Origin of the sequence: Cellulomonas fimi (assembly GCF_012952065.1) — a bacterium.
GTDB classification, from domain to species: domain Bacteria; phylum Actinomycetota; class Actinomycetes; order Actinomycetales; family Cellulomonadaceae; genus Pengzhenrongella; species Pengzhenrongella fimi_A.
The window spans coordinates 68,774-85,206 of record NZ_JABCJJ010000014.1; the positions used below are offsets into that span (position 1 = coordinate 68,774).

A 16,433-nucleotide genomic window follows, 5' to 3' on the forward strand; every position below is an offset into this window, starting at 1 on the left:
ACCTCCCGTCCTCATCATCGAACAGGTGTTCGACGACGTCAACCTCGGGCTCGGCGTCCCGCCCGCCGACTCCCCTACGGTGGTGCGGTGGCCGGTCGCGCGAGCTCGTCCCGAGGTGCTCGCTCAGCGTCTCACCGGCCACCCACACGCGCCCGACCCGGGACGATCGGCACGCTGCCCGACGGTCCGGTCCCGGTCGCGACCGGGACGGTCGAGCTGCGCCGTGACCCCGACGACCCGAACGGCGTGACGCTGGTGCTCAACGGCGTCCCGAGCTCGCACCTCGACCTCCAGGACCCGACGAGGCTCGACTTCGAGTACATGCAGCAGATGGCAGCGGTCGTCGACCGCGTCGCGCCGCCCGGTGAGCCGCTCCGCGTGGTCCACCTCGGCGCAGCCGGCTGCACGATGGCCCGGTACGTCCAGGCGACCAGGCCCGGATCGCACCAGCTCGCGATCGAGCTCGACTCCACGCTCGCCGAGCTGGTGCGGACCTGGTTCGGGCTGCCCAGGTCGCCGCTGCTGCGCATCCGGACGGGCGACGCGCGGGCCGAGCTCTCCCGCCTGGCGACGGCGAGCGCCGACGTCGTGATCCGCGACGTCTTCGCCGGCTCGGTGACGCCGCGCCACGTCACCACGCGCGAGTTCACCGCGGAGGTCGCCCGCGTGCTCGTCCCCGGTGGGGTCTACCTCGCGAACTGCGCGGACCGCCCACCGCTCGACGTCGCACGCTCCGAGGCGGCCACCGTGGGGGCCGTGTTCCGGGAGGTCGTCGCGATGGCGGAGCCGGCGCAGCTGCGCGGACGCCGCTACGGCAACGTCGTGCTGGTCGGGACCGAGCGCACGGACCTGCTGGACGCGCCCGGGCTGGAACGCGCCGTCCGGTCGCTTCCCGCGCCCACCCGGCTCCTGCGCTCGGACGAGCTGCGCGCGTTCGTCGGGGCGGCCGGCGCCCGCCGGGACCCGCCCGAGCCGGACGCTTCCGGGCCGAGCTGACCGGGCCTCACGTGACCCGGCCTGACGTGACCCGGCCGGACGGGACGGCGCTCGACCGCGAGAGGGCAGACCATCCCGCCCGCCCGACGCAGACCCGCCCGCCGCTGTCCGCGGGGCACCGGGCGGTACGGAGCGCCGCGGACGCGGCGGACCTCGCCCGGCACGGCGCGCGTGCCTCCAGCCGCGACGAGGCCCCGCCCGACGTCGGGCGGGGCCTCGTCGTTCGACCGGGAGACCCGGCCGGACGTCTCAGAGCGGTCGAACCTGCTCGGCCTGCGGGCCCTTCGGCCCCTGGGTGATCTCGAACTCGACGCGCTGACCCTCGTCGAGCGAGCGGTAGCCCTGGGTCTCGATCGCCGAGTAGTGGACGAAGACGTCGGCGCCGCCGCCGTCCTGGGCGATGAACCCGAAGCCCTTCTCAGCGTTGAACCACTTCACAGCACCCTGTGCCATATTTCTGTCCTTCTGTCCATCCGGGGACTTGCGACCGAACCCTGCGTCCGGTCGTCCTGCCGCAATGCCTCGTCCACGTCCTTGCTCCGGGTGGACCGACCGGTCACTTCCGGCCGGTGGTGCCGACGGAGGTCCGCCGGCGCCGGGTCAAGCGTCGTACGCCACTGCAACGCGCAGATCGTCTCACGGCGCCCTGGCCTCCGCCACGACTTGCGCCAGTCTCACCCGGCCAGTTCTGCAACGTTTCGGTCACAGCCAGGTCACGGCACCGTCACTCGACCGGCCTCAGCGCGGAGGACCGTCCCCGCCCTGCTGCGCGAGGAAGCGCTCGAACTCCTCGCCGAGCTCGTCGGCGGTCGGGATCGCCGACGTCTCGGCCAGCAGGTTCGTCCGACCGATCGAGCGCGTGAAGCTGTCGTACTGCTCCTCGAGCGCGCGCACGACCGCCGCGACCTCTTCGGAGGACTCGACCTGGCGGTTCACCTCCGCCAGGGCCTCGCCGGCTGCCTCGGTGAGGGCGGCGACACGCAGGTCGAGCCCGCTCGCCTTCTCGACGCTCTCCAGCGCCGTGATGCTCGCGTGCGGGAACGGCGACTGCGCGAGGTAGTGCGGGACGTGCACCGCGAACCCCATCGCGTCGTGCCCCGACTGACCGAGCCGGTACTCGAGCAGCGAGCTGGCGCTGCCCGGCACCTGGACCGCGCCGAACCACGAGGTGTGGTGGGCGACCAGCTCGGGTCGCGTCGCGTGCGCCGTCACCGTGAGCGGCCGCGTGTGCGGGACGCCCATGGGTATGCCGTGGATCCCGATGGTCAGGGGGACGTCGAACCGCTCGACCAGCCGGCGCACCGCGGCCGCGTAACGCTCCCACTGGACGTCCGGCTCGAGCCCGTGGAGCAGGAGGAAGGGCACACCCGCGGTGTCGCGCACGAGATCGACCACGAGCTCGGGCTCGGCGTACTCGCTCCACGTCGTGGAGTCGAACGTCATCGCGGGGCGGCGCGAGCGGTAGTCCAGGAGCTGGTCGACGTCGAACGTCGCCAGGCGGGTGGTCGGGAGCTCCTCGGCCAGGTGCTCGGCCGCGAGCGCGCCCGCGCTGCCGGCGTCCACGAAGCCGCGCACGGCGTGCAGCAGGACCGGACCGGAGCCGCTCGACCCGTCCCTCACGGCGTCGAGCTGCTCGGCGGTGTCCGGCTCGATGTCGTAGATCTCGCTCGGGTCCAGCATGTCGTCCTCTTCCGTCCGTCGATGGCCGACCGGCTCCCGCCGGTTCCCGCCGGTCCGTCCGACCACTCGTTCAACGCGGGAGCGGCGCCGATCCTTCCCTCAGCGGCCCGGCAGCCGCACCACCGAGACGAAGAACTCGTCGATCTGACGCACGACGTCGATGAACCGGTCGAAGTCCACCGGCTTGGTGACGTACGCGTTCGCGTGCAGCGAGTAGCTGCGCACCACGTCCTCCTCGGCCTCCGAGGTCGTCAGCACGACGACCGGGATGCTGCGGAGCTCGTCGTCCTGCTTGAGCGCCTGCAAAACCTCGCGCCCGTCCATCCGCGGCAGGTTCAGGTCGAGCAGCACGAGGTCCGGCGTGGTGGCGTCGGCGTACTGGCCCTCCTTGCGCAGGTACTCGAGCGCACTGACCCCGTCGCTCACGACCGACAGCCGGTTGGCGACCTTGTTGTCCGCGAACGCCTCCTGGGTCATGAGGACGTCACCCGGGTCGTCCTCGACCAGCAGCACGTCGATCACCTTGTGGCTCACAGGCATGGGTGTCCTCTCAGTGCGCGACGGCGGGGACCGTCGCCTCGGTGGGGTCGGCCGGACGGGCCGCGGGAAGCGCCCAGCGGACGCTGGTGCCGCGGGCCCCGTCCGCGTGCGCGTCGACCCAGATGTGACCGCCGTGGTACTCGACGATCCTCTTGCAGAGGGACAGGCCGATCCCCGTCCCCTCGTACACGTCCTTCGGGTGGAGCCGCTGGAAGATCACGAACACCCGCTCGGCGTACTGCGCATCGATGCCGATGCCGTTGTCCCGGCAGACGAACTCCCACGATTCTCCCACGCGCCGGGCCTCGACGTGCACCCGGGGCGCGCGGTCCGGGTCGCGGAACTTGATGCCGTTCCCGACGAGGTTCTGCAGCAGCTGCACCAGCAGCGCCCGCTCCCCGGGGACCACCGGGAGCTCACCATGCGTGACGACGGCGCCCGACTCGGTGACGGCCTCGTGGAGGTTCGACAACGCCTCGTCGAGCGCCGAGGCCATGTCGACGTCGACTGTCTCCCCGCCCACGCGGCCGACGCGGGAGAACCCGAGGAGGTCCTGGATGAGCCGCTGCATGCGTTTGGCGCCGTCCACGGCGAACTCGATGTACTGGTCCGCCCGCTCGTCCAGCTGTCCGCCGTACCGCTTCTGGAGCAGCTGGGTGAAGCTCGCCACCTTGCGCAGCGGCTCCTGCAGGTCGTGCGACGCGACGTACGCGAACTGCTCGAGGTCGCGGTTCGAGCGACGCAGGTCCTCGGCCTGCTCGGTCAGCTGCTGGTGCGTCGCGGCGAGCTCCGCCGAGGACACCGCGAGCTGGTCGACCTGCCGGACGAGGTCCCGGCGCATGGACTCCATGTCGCGGGCCAGCACCGCGATCTCGCCCGGCCCGGTCACGGTGATCGGGTGGGTCAGGTGCCCTGAGCTGACGACGCGGGCGTCGTGCGCGAGCGAGTCCAGCGGGCGCACGACCCAGCGACGCAGGGCGAGGGAGATCAGCACGCCGACGACCACGGCGGCGCCGATGAGCACCGCGATCGCGGCCACGAGGACCTGCGTCCAGCGCTGGAGGCCCCGGACGGCATCGTGCCGGGCGTCGCGCAGCTCGCCCAGGTACTCGCTGACCGACTCGCGCGAGACGGCGAACGTCTCGGCGCCGGCGGCGAGCTCCGCAGGACTGACCGAGTCCGCGCCCTCGGCGCCGACCTTCTCGATGGTGGGCAGTGCGACGGTGCGGAACCAGTGCTGAAGGTCCTCGATCGCGGCCTCCCGTGACCGCGCGAGCGGCGAGTCTGCGCCGACCCGGGCCTCGACCTCCGACCACCGGTCGTCGACGCTGCTCTCCATCACCCGCTCATAGCTCTCGAGCAGCACGGGGTCTCCGGTCTGGGCGTACCCACGGATGGCCGTCTCGGCGTCGACCAGCTGGATGAACGTCGACTCCGCGGCCGTGAGCGCCTGGAAGTAGACCGTCGTCACGTCGCGCTGACGCTCCACGACCTGGACGGTCGCGACGACGGCCGTCGCGCCGACGAGGCCGAGGAGCACCCCCGTCGCCACCAGCGTGCGGGTCAGCCGCTTGCTCAGGGTCATCGCCCCCGGCAGCGAGCCCGCCGGTGCCGCCGCGCGCACGGAGCTCGGCTCGAGCGCGCTCATCACGCTCCTCCGTCCCAGCCGATGACGACCGCCGCGGCGTCGTCGGTGAGCGGGCCGCCGTGCCGGAGGCATACCTGCCCGATCACCTCGTCGACCAGGCTCGAGGCGCGGCCCTCGCGGGCGGCGTCGACCACCTCGATCAGCCCGCCCTTGCCGAGCCGCTCACGGCCGCCGCCGACCGTCGCCTCGATGAGTCCGTCCGTGTACATCAGCACCCGCCAGGAGTCGCCCAGCTCGAGCCGCTGCGGCTCCCACTCCCCGGGCACCGGCACGCCGAGCGCTCTCCCGCGCGCCTGCGTGGGCAGGACGTGACTCGGCCGGCCGAGCAGGAGCGGGAGCGGGTGGCCCGCGACGTAGAGGTCGGCGTGGACCCGGTCGGGTGCGACGGCGAGCTGGCTCACGGTCGTGAAGATCTCGGGCGCCCAGCGCTCCGAGTACAGCACACGCTCGAGGAGCGGGAGGATCGCGCCGACCTCGGTGTCCGCGAGCACGAGCGTGCGCCAGGCGGTCCTGAGGGTGGCACCGAGCGCGGCGGCGTCGGCGCCGTGGCCGCAGACGTCGCCCACAAGGGCGAGGACCGTGCCGTCGGGCCGCTCGACCACGTCGTAGAAGTCCCCGCCGAGAACGCCCTCGCGTCCCGCGCGGTACCCCACCCCGACCTCCAGCCGCGCGTCCACGACCACGGGGGTCGGCAGCAGGGCACGCTCGAGACGGGCGTTCTCCACGGCCTGTACCTGGCTGCGGTAGAGCTCGCGCTCGGTCGCCTCGGACCGCCGACGCTGGATCGCGTACCGGACCGCGCGACCGAGGAGCTCGGCGTCGGCCTCACCCTTCACCAGGTAGTCCTGGGCGCCGGCCGCGACGGCCTGGAGACCGACGTCCGCTCCGCTGAGCCCCGTCAGGACGACGACGGCCGGCGCGCCCGCCTCGAGCAGGTGGTTGAGCGCGTCGAGGCCCACGGCGTCGGGCAGCCCCAGGTCCAGCAGGACGCAGTCGACGTCGAGCGCGTGCACGGCCTCGTCGATCGTCCGCACCCGGACGAGCTCGACCTCGAGCCCCGCGTCCTCGAAGAGCGCCTCCACCAGGATCGCGTCGCCGTCGTCGTCCTCCACCAGGAGGACCCGCATCGTCGACACCCGGGTCATGCTGCCCGTCACAGGGGTCCCCCTCCTCCTCGGCCGTCCCCTCGACGGACACGGTCTGCCGGTGCCCGGCCCCCGCACGGATCGCAGGCGCCGACCTGGATCCTAGGTGCCCGGCCGAGCACGTCGCCGAACGTGCGGAACCGCGAGCCCGTCCGCCCGGCGAAGATCACCCGCACGCAGGCACGCCCGGCGCGCCTCTCCGGACGGGGCGTGCACGCGTCCCCCGCAGTGCGGATAATGGACGGCCGCCCGCACGGGCGGCGACCGGCCGCACGGCCGGGAGGTCTGGGGCGGGAGCACACGATGGCGGGGCGCGAGTCAGAGCTGAGCGGCGAGCAGAAGGTCGTCGACGCGCTCTACGACCGGCTCGACGCTCTCCGGGCGCAGACCCGAGAACGCCTGCGGGACGTCCGCCGTGACGGTCCGTCCGGGTCGCCGCAGAACCGGAGCGAGCGGGACGCGTTCGCGACGCTCTACGAGGACCGGGTCGCGCAGCTCGAGGCGGTCGAGGACCGGCTCGCCTTCGGGCGCCTGGACCTGCGCGACGGCGACCGCCGGTACGTGGGCCGGATCGGCCTCACGGACGCCGACCACTCGACGATGCTCACGGACTGGCGCGCCCCGGCGGCGCAGGCGTTCTACCGCGCGACAGCCGCGCACCCCGACGGCGTCGTGCGTCGTCGGCACCTCGTGACCCGCGGCCGGTCGGTCACCGGCCTCGAGGACGAGGTGCTCGACCTCGACGCGATCGGTGCCGGGACGCCGGGCGGGGCGGACGTCGCCGCCGGCCTCACGGGAGAGGGCGCGCTGCTCGCCGCGCTCGCCGCCGGCCGGACGGGCCGGATGGGGGACATCGTCGCGACCATCCAGGCGGAGCAGGACGCGATCATCCGCTCCGAGCTGTCGGGCGCCCTCGTGGTCCAGGGCGGCCCCGGGACCGGGAAGACGGCCGTCGCGCTGCACCGCGCCGCCTACCTGCTCTACGCGCACCGTCGGCTGCTCGAGCGGTCGGGCGTCCTCCTGGTCGGCCCGAGCAGGGTGTTCCTGCGCTACATCGACCAGGTGCTCCCCTCCCTGGGCGAGACGGGCGTCGTGACCACGACGATCGCCGAGCTCTACCCGCGCCTCGTGGCGACCGGCGCCGAGGACGACGCCGTCGCGGAGCTCAAGGGCCGCCCCGCCCTCGCCGGGGTGGTCGCCCGCGCGGTGCGGCAGCGGCAGCGGGTGCCGGCACGTCCCCAGGAGATCCGCGTCGAGGGCCGGACCGTCGTCGTCACACCGCACGACGTCGGCGAGTCGATCGCGCGCGCACGCCGCAACCACCGGCCGCACAACCTCGCTCGGGTCACGTTCGTCCGCGAGATGCTCGCGCGCCTCGGGGACCAGTACGTCGAGCAGCTCGGGTACCCGCTGCCGCCCGACGAGCGCGGCGAGATCCACGAGGAGCTGCGCTCGCACCGCGAGGTACGGATCGCGCTCAACCTCGCGTGGATGCCGACGACGCCGCAGAAGCTGCTCGAGGACCTCTACGCCAGGCCGGCGCGCCTCGAGGCGGCCGCACCCGAGCTCACCCCCGCCGAGCGGCGCCTCCTCGCGCGCGAGCCCGGCGCCCCGTGGACCCCGGCCGACGTGCCGCTGCTCGACGAGGCGGCCGAGCTGCTCGGCGAGGACGACCAGGCCGCGCGGGCGCAGCAGCGCGTCGACGCGGAGAACCGGGCGGCCGAGCTCGACTACGCGCGCCGCGTGCTGCAGTCGTCGGGCAACGAGGGCCTCGTCTCGGCCGAGCTCCTCGCGGACCGCTTCGCGAGCGGCGGGCCGCGCCTGACGACGGCGGAGCGTGCCGCCGCCGACCGGACGTGGACGTACGCGCACGTCGTGGTGGACGAGGCCCAGGAGCTCTCGCCGATGGCGTGGCGCATGCTGCTCCGGCGGGTCCCGACGCGCTCGATGACGATCGTGGGTGACGTCGCCCAGACGAGCGCCCGTGGCGGCGCCCGGTCGTGGCACCCGACGCTCGACCCGGTGCTGGGCTCGAGCTGGCGGCTCGCGGAGCTCACGGTGAACTACCGGACGCCCGCCGCGGTCGCGGACGCCGCGCAGCGCGTCGCCCGTGCGGCCGGCCTGCCCGTGAGCCCGCTGACCTCCGCACGCGACGTGGCCGACTCGCTCGTGGTCGACCGGGTGCACGACGACCCGGCGCTCGTGGCGTCCGCGGCGGGGCACGCCGCCGTCGCGCTCGAGTCGCTCGCAGGGGGCGACGGCGGCCGCGTGGCCGTCGTCGCGGCGTCGGGCCGGGTGCGCGCGCTCCGCGCGGCCGTCGAGTCGACCGGCGTGGCCGGGGCGCTCGGAGCGGGCCCGACGGCGCTCGACGCCCCGCTCACGCTCCTCACCCCCCGCGAGACGAAGGGGCTCGAGTTCGACGTCGTGGTCCTGGTCGAACCTGCCGAGGTGGGGGCCGGGAGCGCGGGTGACCTGTACGTGGCCATGACCCGGCCGACGCAGCAGCTCCGCGTGGTGCACCACGCGCCGCTCCCGGACGGCTTCGAGGTCTGAGACCGCCGGTGGGCGACCGGCGCCAGGCCACAGCGACGCCCCCCCCCCCGCGTCCGAGGGGCGGGACCGCTTTGGGCGCACGTCGACCGGGGCGCACCATAGGGGCGTGCGCGCCCTCCTCCTCGAGAACCTCCATCCGCTCGCCGCGTCGATCCTCGCGGCCCACGGGATCGAGGTGACCACGCGCGCGGGTGCGCTCGACGAGTCCGAGCTCGTCGAGGCGCTCGACGGCGTGCACCTGCTCGGGATCCGGTCCAAGACCCAGGTCACGGAGAAGGTGGTCGCGAACGCGCCCGACCTGCTCGCGATCGGCGCGTACTGCATCGGGACGAACCAGATCGACCTCGCGGCAGCGGCCAAGCGCGGCGTCGCGGCGTTCAACGCGCCGTTCTCGAACACGCGCTCGGTCGTCGAGATCGCCCTCGGGGAGATCATCGCGCTGACCCGACGGCTCACCGTGCTCGACCGCGCGATGCACGACGGGACCTGGGAGAAGACGTCCGAGGGTTCGCACGAGATCCGCGGGCGGACGCTGGGGATCATCGGCTACGGCAACATCGGGACCCAGCTGTCGGTGCTCGCCGAGAACCTCGGGATGTCGGTGGTGTTCTACGACACCGCCGAGAAGCTCGCGCTCGGCAACGCGCGCCGGATGGAGACGCTCGACGAGCTGCTCGAGACGGCGGACGTCGTCACGCTGCACGTGGACGGCCGCAGCGGCAACGCGGGCCTGTTCGGCGCCAAGCAGCTCGCCCGCATGCGGCCCGGCTCGATCTTCCTCAACCTGTCGCGCGGCTTCGTCGTCGACTACGCCGCGCTGCGCGAGTCGATCCTGGCCGGACACGTCGCGGGCGCCGCCGTCGACGTCTTCCCGGTCGAGCCCAAGCGGCGTGGGGACGCGTTCGAGTCCGAGCTCCGCGGGCTGCCCAACGTCATCCTCACGCCGCACGTCGGCGGGTCGACCGAGGAGGCGCAGGAGGCGATCGGCCAGTTCGTCTCGCACAAGCTGCGCGACTACCTGACCACGGGCACGACGACGCTCAGCGTCAACCTGCCCAACCTCGCCCTCGTCCAGTCCACCGGCAGCCACCGTCTCGCCCACCTGCACCGCAACACGCCCGGCGTGCTCGCGGCGGTGAACGCGACGCTCGCGGAGCACGGCGTCAACATCGAGGGCCAGCTGCTCGCCACGCGCGGGGAGACGGGATACGTCGTGAGCGACATCGGCTCGGGGCTGGACCGGGAGTCCGTCGAGGCGCTGCGCGAGATGCCGCAGACCATCCGGCTGCGCGTCCTGTCCTGACGCGACCTGTCCTGGTCAGGACGAGCCCGAGCGGCGGCGGAACGTCCGCTGCGTCGGTCCGGCCGTCTCCGACCCGTGGACGTTGCCGGTGTTCGCCTGTCCCTTGGCGGTCCGGTGCTGCGCGGCCTTCTTGCGGTCGAGCGCCTCACGGAACCTCGCCTTGGCGTCGTCGCTCACGCCTGCCTCGGCCGGCTCGTCGTGGTCCTGCTGCGTCATGGTGGTCCTCCCGCTCGGTCGTGCCCTGTCCTGCGCGGACCAGGGCGGTGCGCGCTGCTGCTCGGGGGGTGCTCGCCGGCGAGGCCGAGCACCGCGCCGAGCTCGTCAACCGTCGTCACGACGTGCTGGGCGCCGGCCTCCTCGAGCTCGTCCACCGAGGCGAAGCCCCAGCGCACGCCGACCGAGGTCAGCCCGTGCGTGGCGGCGCCGTGCACGTCGTGGCGGCGGTCGCCCACCATCGCGGCTCGCCCCGGGTCGGGCCCGCCGAGCTCGCGCAGCGCCGCCGCGACGACGTCGGCCTTGGTGAGCGAGCCGTCCGGCCGGTTCCCGGACACGACGGCGAAGTGCTCCGACAGCCCGAAGTGCTCGAGAGTGCGTGCTCCCTCACCCGTGGGCTTCGCGGTGGCGAGCGCGAGCCGGACGCCGGCCGAGCGCAGCCGACCCAGCAGCTCGGGGATCCCGGGGACCACCTCGGCCTCGTAGAGCCCCACCTCGCCGTGCCGCCCGCGATAGGCGCCGACGGCGAGAGGCAGCTCCTCGGCGGTCACGCCCAGCAGCGCGAGGTTCTCCTGGATCGGTGGGCCGATCACCCAGGTGAGGTCGGCGTCGTCGGCCGCGTGGCGGCCCACGGCGGCGAGCGCGTGCCGGTAGGACGACGTGATGCCGATCGCCGGGTCGGTGAGCGTGCCGTCGAGATCGAAGAGCACGACGTCGAACGGCGGTGCGTCGGCGGACCGGGACCCCTCCGTTGCGTCGGAGGGGTCCGACAAGAGGGTGCGAGTCGGATCAGCCACCCGGCGAGCGTACCGGGGCGCCCGACTGCCGCCACGACGGCTCCGCGGGTTAGCGTCGACCCATGCACCTCGCGAACCCTGACCGCTACGACGTCCTCCCCTACCGCCGGACCGGTCGCAGCGGCCTCGACCTGCCCGCCGTCTCGCTCGGGCTCTGGCAGAACTTCGGCGGGGGCGACCCGCTCGACCGTCAGCGCGAGATCGTCCTGCATGCGTTCGACCGGGGGGTCACGCACCTCGACCTGGCCAACAACTACGGGCCGCCGCCCGGCTCCACGGAGGAGAACTTCGGCCGCATCGTGACCTCCGACCTGCGGCCGTACCGGGACGAGCTCGTGATCTCCACCAAGGCGGGGTACGACATGTGGCCGGGTCCGTACGGCGTCGGCGGGTCCCGCAAGTACCTCCTCGCCTCGCTCGACCAGTCGCTCGCACGCATGGGGCTCGACTACGTCGACATCTTCTACAGCCACCGGTTCGACCCGACGACGCCTCTCGAGGAGACGCTCGGCGCGCTCAAGACCGCAGTGGACTCCGGGCGTGCCCTCTACGCGGGCATCTCGTCGTACAACGCCCACCGCACGCTCGAGGCGCTCGAGGTCGCGCGGACGATCGGGCTGACGCTGACGATCCACCAGCCGTCCTACTCGATGCTCAACCGGTGGGTCGAGCGCCCCGACGAGCGGGCGGACGGCAGCTCGCTGCTCGACGTCCTCGGCGAGAACGGGCTCGGGACGATCGTGTTCTCGCCGCTCGCCCAGGGGATGCTCACGTCCAAGTACCTCGACGGGGTCCCGGCCGACTCGCGTGCGGCGCGCGGCGGGTCGCTCCGCCAGGAGTTCCTCACCGAGGACAACCTCGCACGCGTCCGTGCCCTGGCCGCGATCGCGTCGTCGCGCGGCCAGTCGCTCGCGCAGATGGCGATCTCCTGGGCCCTGCGCGACCCGCGCGTGACCTCGGCCCTGCTCGGGGCGAGCAGCGTCGCCCAGCTCGACGAGAACCTGACAGCCCTCGAGAACCTCGAGTTCTCGGATGACGAGCTTGCTCTGATCGACCAGCACGCGGTCGACGCGGGGGTGAACCTCTGGGCCGCACGATCCAGCGACCTCTGACGCGTCGGGCGACCTCCGGCAGGCGAGCGATCGCGGACGGGCCCGCCGGTGCTGCGACGGGGTCGGGCGACCCTGGGCACTGCCGCCCCGCACGCCGAGCCGACCGGCTAGCGTGCTGCGATGACCTCCCGGCCCGATCCCGCAGCCCGCGCGACCACCGGGCGTGACCCGTCGATCGGCGCGGCGGTCACGGACGCCGCGCGGTACGCCGCGCACTGGGTCGAGGTGCAGCGCGGCCTCCAGCGCGTGCCCGGGGTCCAGCTCGCGGTCGAGCACGACGGCGAGCTCGTGCTCTCCCGGGCCTACGGGGTGGCCGACGCCGGCTCCCGAACCCCGCTGACGCCTCAGCACCTGTTCCGGGTCGCGTCGCACTCGAAGTGGTTCGCAGCGACGGCGGTGCTGCAGCTCGTCGAGAGCGGTCACCTGCGACTCGACGACCGCGTCGACGCGTGGCTCGACCACCTCGTCGGCACGGAGCTCGGCACGGCGACCCTCCGTGACCTCCTTGCGCACGGTGCAGGGGTGAGCCGGGACTCGGACGACGGCGACTTCTGGCAGCTGTTCGACCCGTTCCCGGATGCCGGCGAGCTGCGTCGGATGACCGGCCTCGGCTCGGGGGCGGGCGTGCGACCCGTCGCCGAGCGCTTCAAGTACTCGAACCTCGGCTACGGACTCCTGGGCCTGGTCGTGGAGCAGGCGAGCGGGATGTCGTTCGCGCGCTACCTCGCGACGCGCATCGCGGAGCCCCTCGGGCTCGCCGACACCGGCGGCGAGTGGGACGCGGCGCGCGCGGCCGAGTACGCGACGGGCCACACCGGCTGGGCGACGTCGGCGGACGGCGCCGGTCCGCTCACGATCCACCCCGTGGAGACGGGCGCGCTCGCGCCCGCGACCGGCGTGTACTCGACCGCAGAGGACCTGGTTTGCTTCGCCGCGGCGCACTACCTGGGCGACGAGCGACTGCTCAGCGACGCGTCCAAGCGCCGGATGCAGCGGGCCGAGTGGCCCAGCGGCCGCGATCGCGAGGACTACGGGCTCGGCCTCATCATCACGGCGGTCGGCGGTCGACGCACGGTCGGGCACAGCGGGGGGTTCCCGGGGCACATCTCCCGCACGATGGTCGATCCCGTCGACAGGTTCGCCGTCAGTGTGCTCACCAACGCGATCGACGGCCCGGCGTCGGCCCTCGCCACCGGTGTGGTCCGCCTGGTGAATCTCGCCGCCGAGGTCCCCGCCGACGACGACGCGCCCGACCTCGACCGGTTCACCGGTCACTTCGCGAACCTCTGGGGAAGGCTCGATGTCGTCCGGCTGGGCGGGCGGCTCTACGCGCTCGACCCCGGATCCCCCGAGCCGACCGAGCACCCGGTCCACCTGACCGTCGAGGACGACTCGAGGCTCCGCATCGGTGGCGGCACGGGATACGGCAGCTACGGAGAGGCGTTCCGCTACACGCGGGCACCCGACGGGACCGTCACCTCCATCCGTGCCGACAGCGGCCAGACGATGTACCCGGCGCAGGCGTACCTCGCTGCGCTCGGACGCGAACCGCGCGTCTCCCGGGGCGGCGTGCGGGCCTGAGGCCCGAGAGCCTCTCCCCCGACGTCGCTGTGCGGTCCGGTCCCCCGTCCGGATCGACCGGAGCAGGGCCGACCGGGCGAGCCGGAACGCGAACCGGTTCCGCTTCCGCCTCCAGGGGTGGATGATGGGGGCGATGCCTTCTCAACCCACCGGTCTCCGCCGGCACCTGCCCAACAGTCCGTTCAACGCCGCCCGTGAAGCAGCCGATGCGGCGATCGAGCCGATCCCCGTGGGAGCGCGTGTCTCGCACGAGCGCCACGGGCTCGGTCGAGTCGTCGCCCTCGACGGCGACCGCGCCGTCATCGTCGACTTCGGAGGCGGCGACCGCCGTCGCGTCGCACTCGACAGCGCGAAGCTCGAGGTGCTCTGACGAGGTCCTGACCCGGGCCGGATCCAGACCGCGCATCACCCTCACGTCACGTCCTGCGGGTCCCGATCTGCCGTCACCTGCCCACGGCAGGACCGGCTCATGACTGTGCGGACTCCGCCGACTCGGTGAGCTCCTGGTCGGTGTGGTCCTCCGCCGAGTCCCGTTCGGCGCGGAGGACCGTGATCGCGGCCTCGAAGTCCTCGAGCGAGCTGAAGGCCTGGTAGACGCTCGCGAACCGCAGGTAGGCGACCTCGTCGAGGTCCCGGAGCGGCCCCAGGATCGTCAGACCGATCTCGTACGCGTCCAGCTCGGCGCTGCCCGTGCTGCGGATGCTCTCCTCGACCCGCTGCGCGAGAAGGGCGAGGTCGTCCTCGCTGACCGGCCGCCCCTGACACGCCTTGCGCACCCCGTTGATGATCTTCTCGCGGCTGAACGGCTCGGTCGCACCCGATCGCTTGACGACGGAGAGGCTTGCCGTCTCGACCGTCGTGAACCGTCGGTTGCACTGCGGGCACTGCCTCCGGCGCCGGATTGAGGCGCCGTCGTCAGAGGTCCGGGAATCGACGACGCGCGAGTCGGAGTGGCGGCAGAACGGACAATGCACGGCGATCCCCTCTCAGCTTCCCGGCGTAGGCGCCCGCACCCGAAGAGGACCAGGTCCGAGGACGACGAGATCTGGGGAGCGCCTCGCCGCGCGCGCACTATATCTGGGAAACCTAGAGATCTGGAGAACCGAGAGCCGCGCCGCCACGCGCGCCAGAAGTGCCGCGTCACCCCGCCGGGACGAGGATCTGCGCGCCGGCGCGCAGCCCCCCGTCGTCCATGCCGTTGAGCCGGACGAGCTCGGCGACGGTGTCGCGGACGTCCTCACCCGGTGCGGTGTACCCACCCGCGATCGACCAGAGCGTCTCACCGGCCCCGACCGTGTAGGTGTCGACGGCCACGGGCCCGGCCGGCGCACTGGCGACGGCGCGCCCGCCGAAGAGGACGACGGCCAGGGCGAGGAGCACGGCCACGAGGCTCAGCACCCGGCGACCGCGCGCCGTCAGGGTCAGCGGGCCCGCGCCGGCAGAACCAAACCGGATGCCCTCGGGGTGGATCACCGCTGCACTCATGTCCTGCTCCTTCCCTCGTGCGTGCCGTCCCTGGCGAAAGGTCGAACAGGTGTTCGTCAAACGCCTGTACGATTTCTAGCACGCCTTGCGCGGTCTGTCGAGACACGCTCGAACAGATGTTTGAATCGCGGCCCTGCTGCTCCTACGCTGCAGGGACGAGGCACAGCGCACCACGAGCCACTGACACGGTGGTCTCGGGCGGCCGGCCGACGAGGAGGAGGAACGGTGGCAGCTGAGGGGAACACCCCGCGGGGATCCCAGGACGCGGCGTCGCTCGCGTCGGTGCACTCCTTGCCCGACGGCGCTCCTGACGGCGACGGCCTGACCGCGCGCCAGCGCCTCGTGCTCGAGACGATCCGGTCAGCCGTCGAGCAGCGTGGCTACCCGCCCAGCATGCGGGAGATCGGCGAGGCCGTCGGCCTCACGAGCCCGTCGAGCGTCAAGCACCAGCTGACCGCCCTCGAGCGCAAGGGCTACCTGCGCCGGGACCCCCACAGGCCGCGCGCGATCGAGGTCGTGCACCCTGACGACTCCCGCGCGATCCAGCGCTGGCGGGCCCGCTCCGATGACGACGCCGCTGCGGCGACGTCGGGCTTCGGCGAAGAGCACCTCGCGGCGGGTGACGGCGCTCCGACCCCGTCCTACGTGCCCGTCGTCGGCCGGATCGCGGCCGGTGGGCCGATCCTCGCGGAGCAGGTCGTCGAAGACGTCTTCCCGCTCCCCCGGCAGCTCGTGGGCGACGGCGAGCTCTTCCTCCTCAAGGTCGCGGGCGACTCGATGATCGACGCAGCCATCTGCGACGGCGACTGGGTCGTGGTCCGCCGTCAGCCGGTCGCGGAGAACGGCGAGATCGTCGCGGCGATGATCGACGGCGAGGCCACCGTGAAGACGTTCAAGCGCACGGACGGCCACGTCTGGCTCCTGCCGCACAACGCCGCCTTCTCGCCCATCCCGGGTGACCAGGCACAGATCCTCGGCCGCGTCGTCACGGTGCTGCGCAGCCTCTGACCCGAGCGCACCGTCGGGTGGGCGGGCGGACCACCGAACCGCTGCGATCGCCGGTCAGCCGCGGGCCGCCCGCGCACGGCCCGGCCGGCGCCGCGGCACACGGGTGCCGGTGGAGCGTCCCCCGACGCTCGTGCGGGACTAGGGCGTGTCTCCCTTATGCGCGTAGCCAGGTGAGGCAGGCGCTGAGGGTGGCGCCGGCGCGGTAGGTGATGGCGAGCTTGTCGTAGCGGGTGGCCAGGGCGCGCCACTGCTTGGCGTGGACGAAGGAGCGTTCGACGACGTTGCGGCCGCGGTAGGCGTTCTTGTCGAACGTCGGTGGGCGTCCGCCCTTGGCGCCGCGGCGTTTTCGAGCCGCGATCTGGTCGCTCTTCT

The 16,433-nt window shown here is 73.2% G+C and carries 16 protein-coding genes and 1 pseudogene; 7 read left to right on the plus strand and 10 right to left on the minus strand.

The window, feature by feature from the left end; all coding sequences use genetic code 11:
• The first annotated feature begins 87 nt into the window (after positions 1-87).
• A complete protein-coding gene (locus HIR71_RS10410; RefSeq protein WP_169324994.1) occupies positions 88-996 on the plus strand; it encodes a spermidine synthase in 909 nt (302 codons plus the stop codon).
• 249 nt (positions 997-1,245) lie between these two features.
• Here the strand turns inward: HIR71_RS10410 and HIR71_RS10415 are convergent, their stop codons facing one another.
• From HIR71_RS10415 to HIR71_RS10435, 5 genes are all read right to left on the minus strand, one after another.
• Entirely contained in the window at positions 1,246-1,449 is a 204-nt protein-coding gene (locus HIR71_RS10415) for a cold-shock protein (protein ID WP_169324995.1), read from the minus strand.
• Positions 1,450-1,734: 285 nt separating this feature from the next.
• Positions 1,735-2,676 carry a proteasome assembly chaperone family protein gene (locus HIR71_RS10420; RefSeq protein WP_169324996.1) on the minus strand — a complete coding sequence of 314 codons (942 nt, stop codon included), beginning with the start codon at positions 2,674-2,676 and terminating at the stop codon, positions 1,735-1,737.
• Positions 2,677-2,775: 99 nt separating this feature from the next.
• The gene (locus HIR71_RS10425) at positions 2,776-3,216 is read right to left on the minus strand and encodes a response regulator (protein WP_169324997.1); all 441 of its coding nucleotides are present in this window, start codon (positions 3,214-3,216) and stop codon (positions 2,776-2,778) included.
• A 10-nt stretch (positions 3,217-3,226) separates the two neighbouring features.
• Positions 3,227-4,864, minus strand: a complete 1,638-nt coding sequence (locus HIR71_RS10430) for a sensor histidine kinase (RefSeq protein ID WP_169324998.1) — start codon at positions 4,862-4,864, stop codon at positions 3,227-3,229.
• A complete protein-coding gene (locus HIR71_RS10435) occupies positions 4,864-6,021 on the minus strand; it encodes a PP2C family protein-serine/threonine phosphatase (protein WP_311836215.1) in 1,158 nt (385 codons plus the stop codon). The genes HIR71_RS10430 and HIR71_RS10435 overlap by 1 nt, the downstream gene beginning before the upstream one ends.
• A 291-nt stretch (positions 6,022-6,312) precedes the next feature.
• Between HIR71_RS10435 and HIR71_RS17690 the strand changes: the two genes are divergently transcribed.
• Both HIR71_RS17690 and serA read left to right on the plus strand, forming a co-directional pair.
• The gene (locus HIR71_RS17690; RefSeq protein ID WP_169324999.1) at positions 6,313-8,562 is read left to right on the plus strand and encodes a HelD family protein; all 2,250 of its coding nucleotides are present in this window, start codon (positions 6,313-6,315) and stop codon (positions 8,560-8,562) included.
• Positions 8,563-8,668: 106 nt separating this feature from the next.
• Complete coding sequence (serA, locus tag HIR71_RS10445) at positions 8,669-9,865, plus strand: phosphoglycerate dehydrogenase (RefSeq protein WP_169325000.1); 1,197 nt, start codon at positions 8,669-8,671, stop codon at positions 9,863-9,865.
• A 15-nt stretch (positions 9,866-9,880) separates the two neighbouring features.
• Here serA and HIR71_RS10450 read toward each other — a convergent pair whose 3' ends face one another.
• Together HIR71_RS10450 and HIR71_RS10455 are read right to left on the minus strand one after the other, a co-directional pair.
• Positions 9,881-10,081, minus strand: a complete 201-nt coding sequence (locus HIR71_RS10450; protein ID WP_169325001.1) for a DUF5302 domain-containing protein — start codon at positions 10,079-10,081, stop codon at positions 9,881-9,883.
• Positions 10,078-10,875, minus strand: coding sequence for an HAD hydrolase-like protein (locus HIR71_RS10455; RefSeq protein WP_211374028.1), 798 nt, complete (start codon positions 10,873-10,875; stop codon positions 10,078-10,080). Before HIR71_RS10455 ends, HIR71_RS10450 begins: the two co-directional genes overlap by 4 nt.
• A gap of 62 nt (positions 10,876-10,937) precedes the next feature.
• Between HIR71_RS10455 and mgrA the strand changes: the two genes are divergently transcribed.
• The 3 genes from mgrA (at position 10,938) to HIR71_RS10470 (ending at position 13,938) form a co-directional block, all read left to right on the plus strand.
• Positions 10,938-11,987, plus strand: coding sequence for an L-glyceraldehyde 3-phosphate reductase (mgrA, locus tag HIR71_RS10460; RefSeq protein WP_169325002.1), 1,050 nt, complete (start codon positions 10,938-10,940; stop codon positions 11,985-11,987).
• 120 nt (positions 11,988-12,107) lie between these two features.
• Positions 12,108-13,568 carry a serine hydrolase domain-containing protein gene (locus HIR71_RS10465; RefSeq protein ID WP_169325003.1) on the plus strand — a complete coding sequence of 487 codons (1,461 nt, stop codon included), beginning with the start codon at positions 12,108-12,110 and terminating at the stop codon, positions 13,566-13,568.
• 133 nt (positions 13,569-13,701) lie between these two features.
• Entirely contained in the window at positions 13,702-13,938 is a 237-nt protein-coding gene (locus HIR71_RS10470; RefSeq protein WP_169325004.1) for a hypothetical protein, read from the plus strand.
• A gap of 97 nt (positions 13,939-14,035) precedes the next feature.
• Here the strand turns inward: HIR71_RS10470 and nrdR are convergent, their stop codons facing one another.
• A complete protein-coding gene (gene nrdR, locus HIR71_RS10475) occupies positions 14,036-14,542 on the minus strand; it encodes a transcriptional regulator NrdR (RefSeq protein WP_169325005.1) in 507 nt (168 codons plus the stop codon).
• Positions 14,543-14,708: 166 nt separating this feature from the next.
• Positions 14,709-15,053 carry a LysM peptidoglycan-binding domain-containing protein gene (locus HIR71_RS10480; protein ID WP_169325006.1) on the minus strand — a complete coding sequence of 115 codons (345 nt, stop codon included), beginning with the start codon at positions 15,051-15,053 and terminating at the stop codon, positions 14,709-14,711.
• A gap of 225 nt (positions 15,054-15,278) precedes the next feature.
• Between HIR71_RS10480 and lexA the strand changes: the two genes are divergently transcribed.
• Positions 15,279-16,061 (plus strand): transcriptional repressor LexA, encoded by a 783-nt coding sequence (gene lexA, locus HIR71_RS10485; RefSeq protein ID WP_311836216.1) that lies wholly within the window; start codon positions 15,279-15,281, stop codon positions 16,059-16,061.
• A 154-nt stretch (positions 16,062-16,215) separates the two neighbouring features.
• On the opposite strand, the pseudogene HIR71_RS10490 reads toward lexA, so the two are convergent.
• Positions 16,216-16,433, minus strand: a pseudogene (locus tag HIR71_RS10490) (IS5/IS1182 family transposase); the annotation flags it as partial.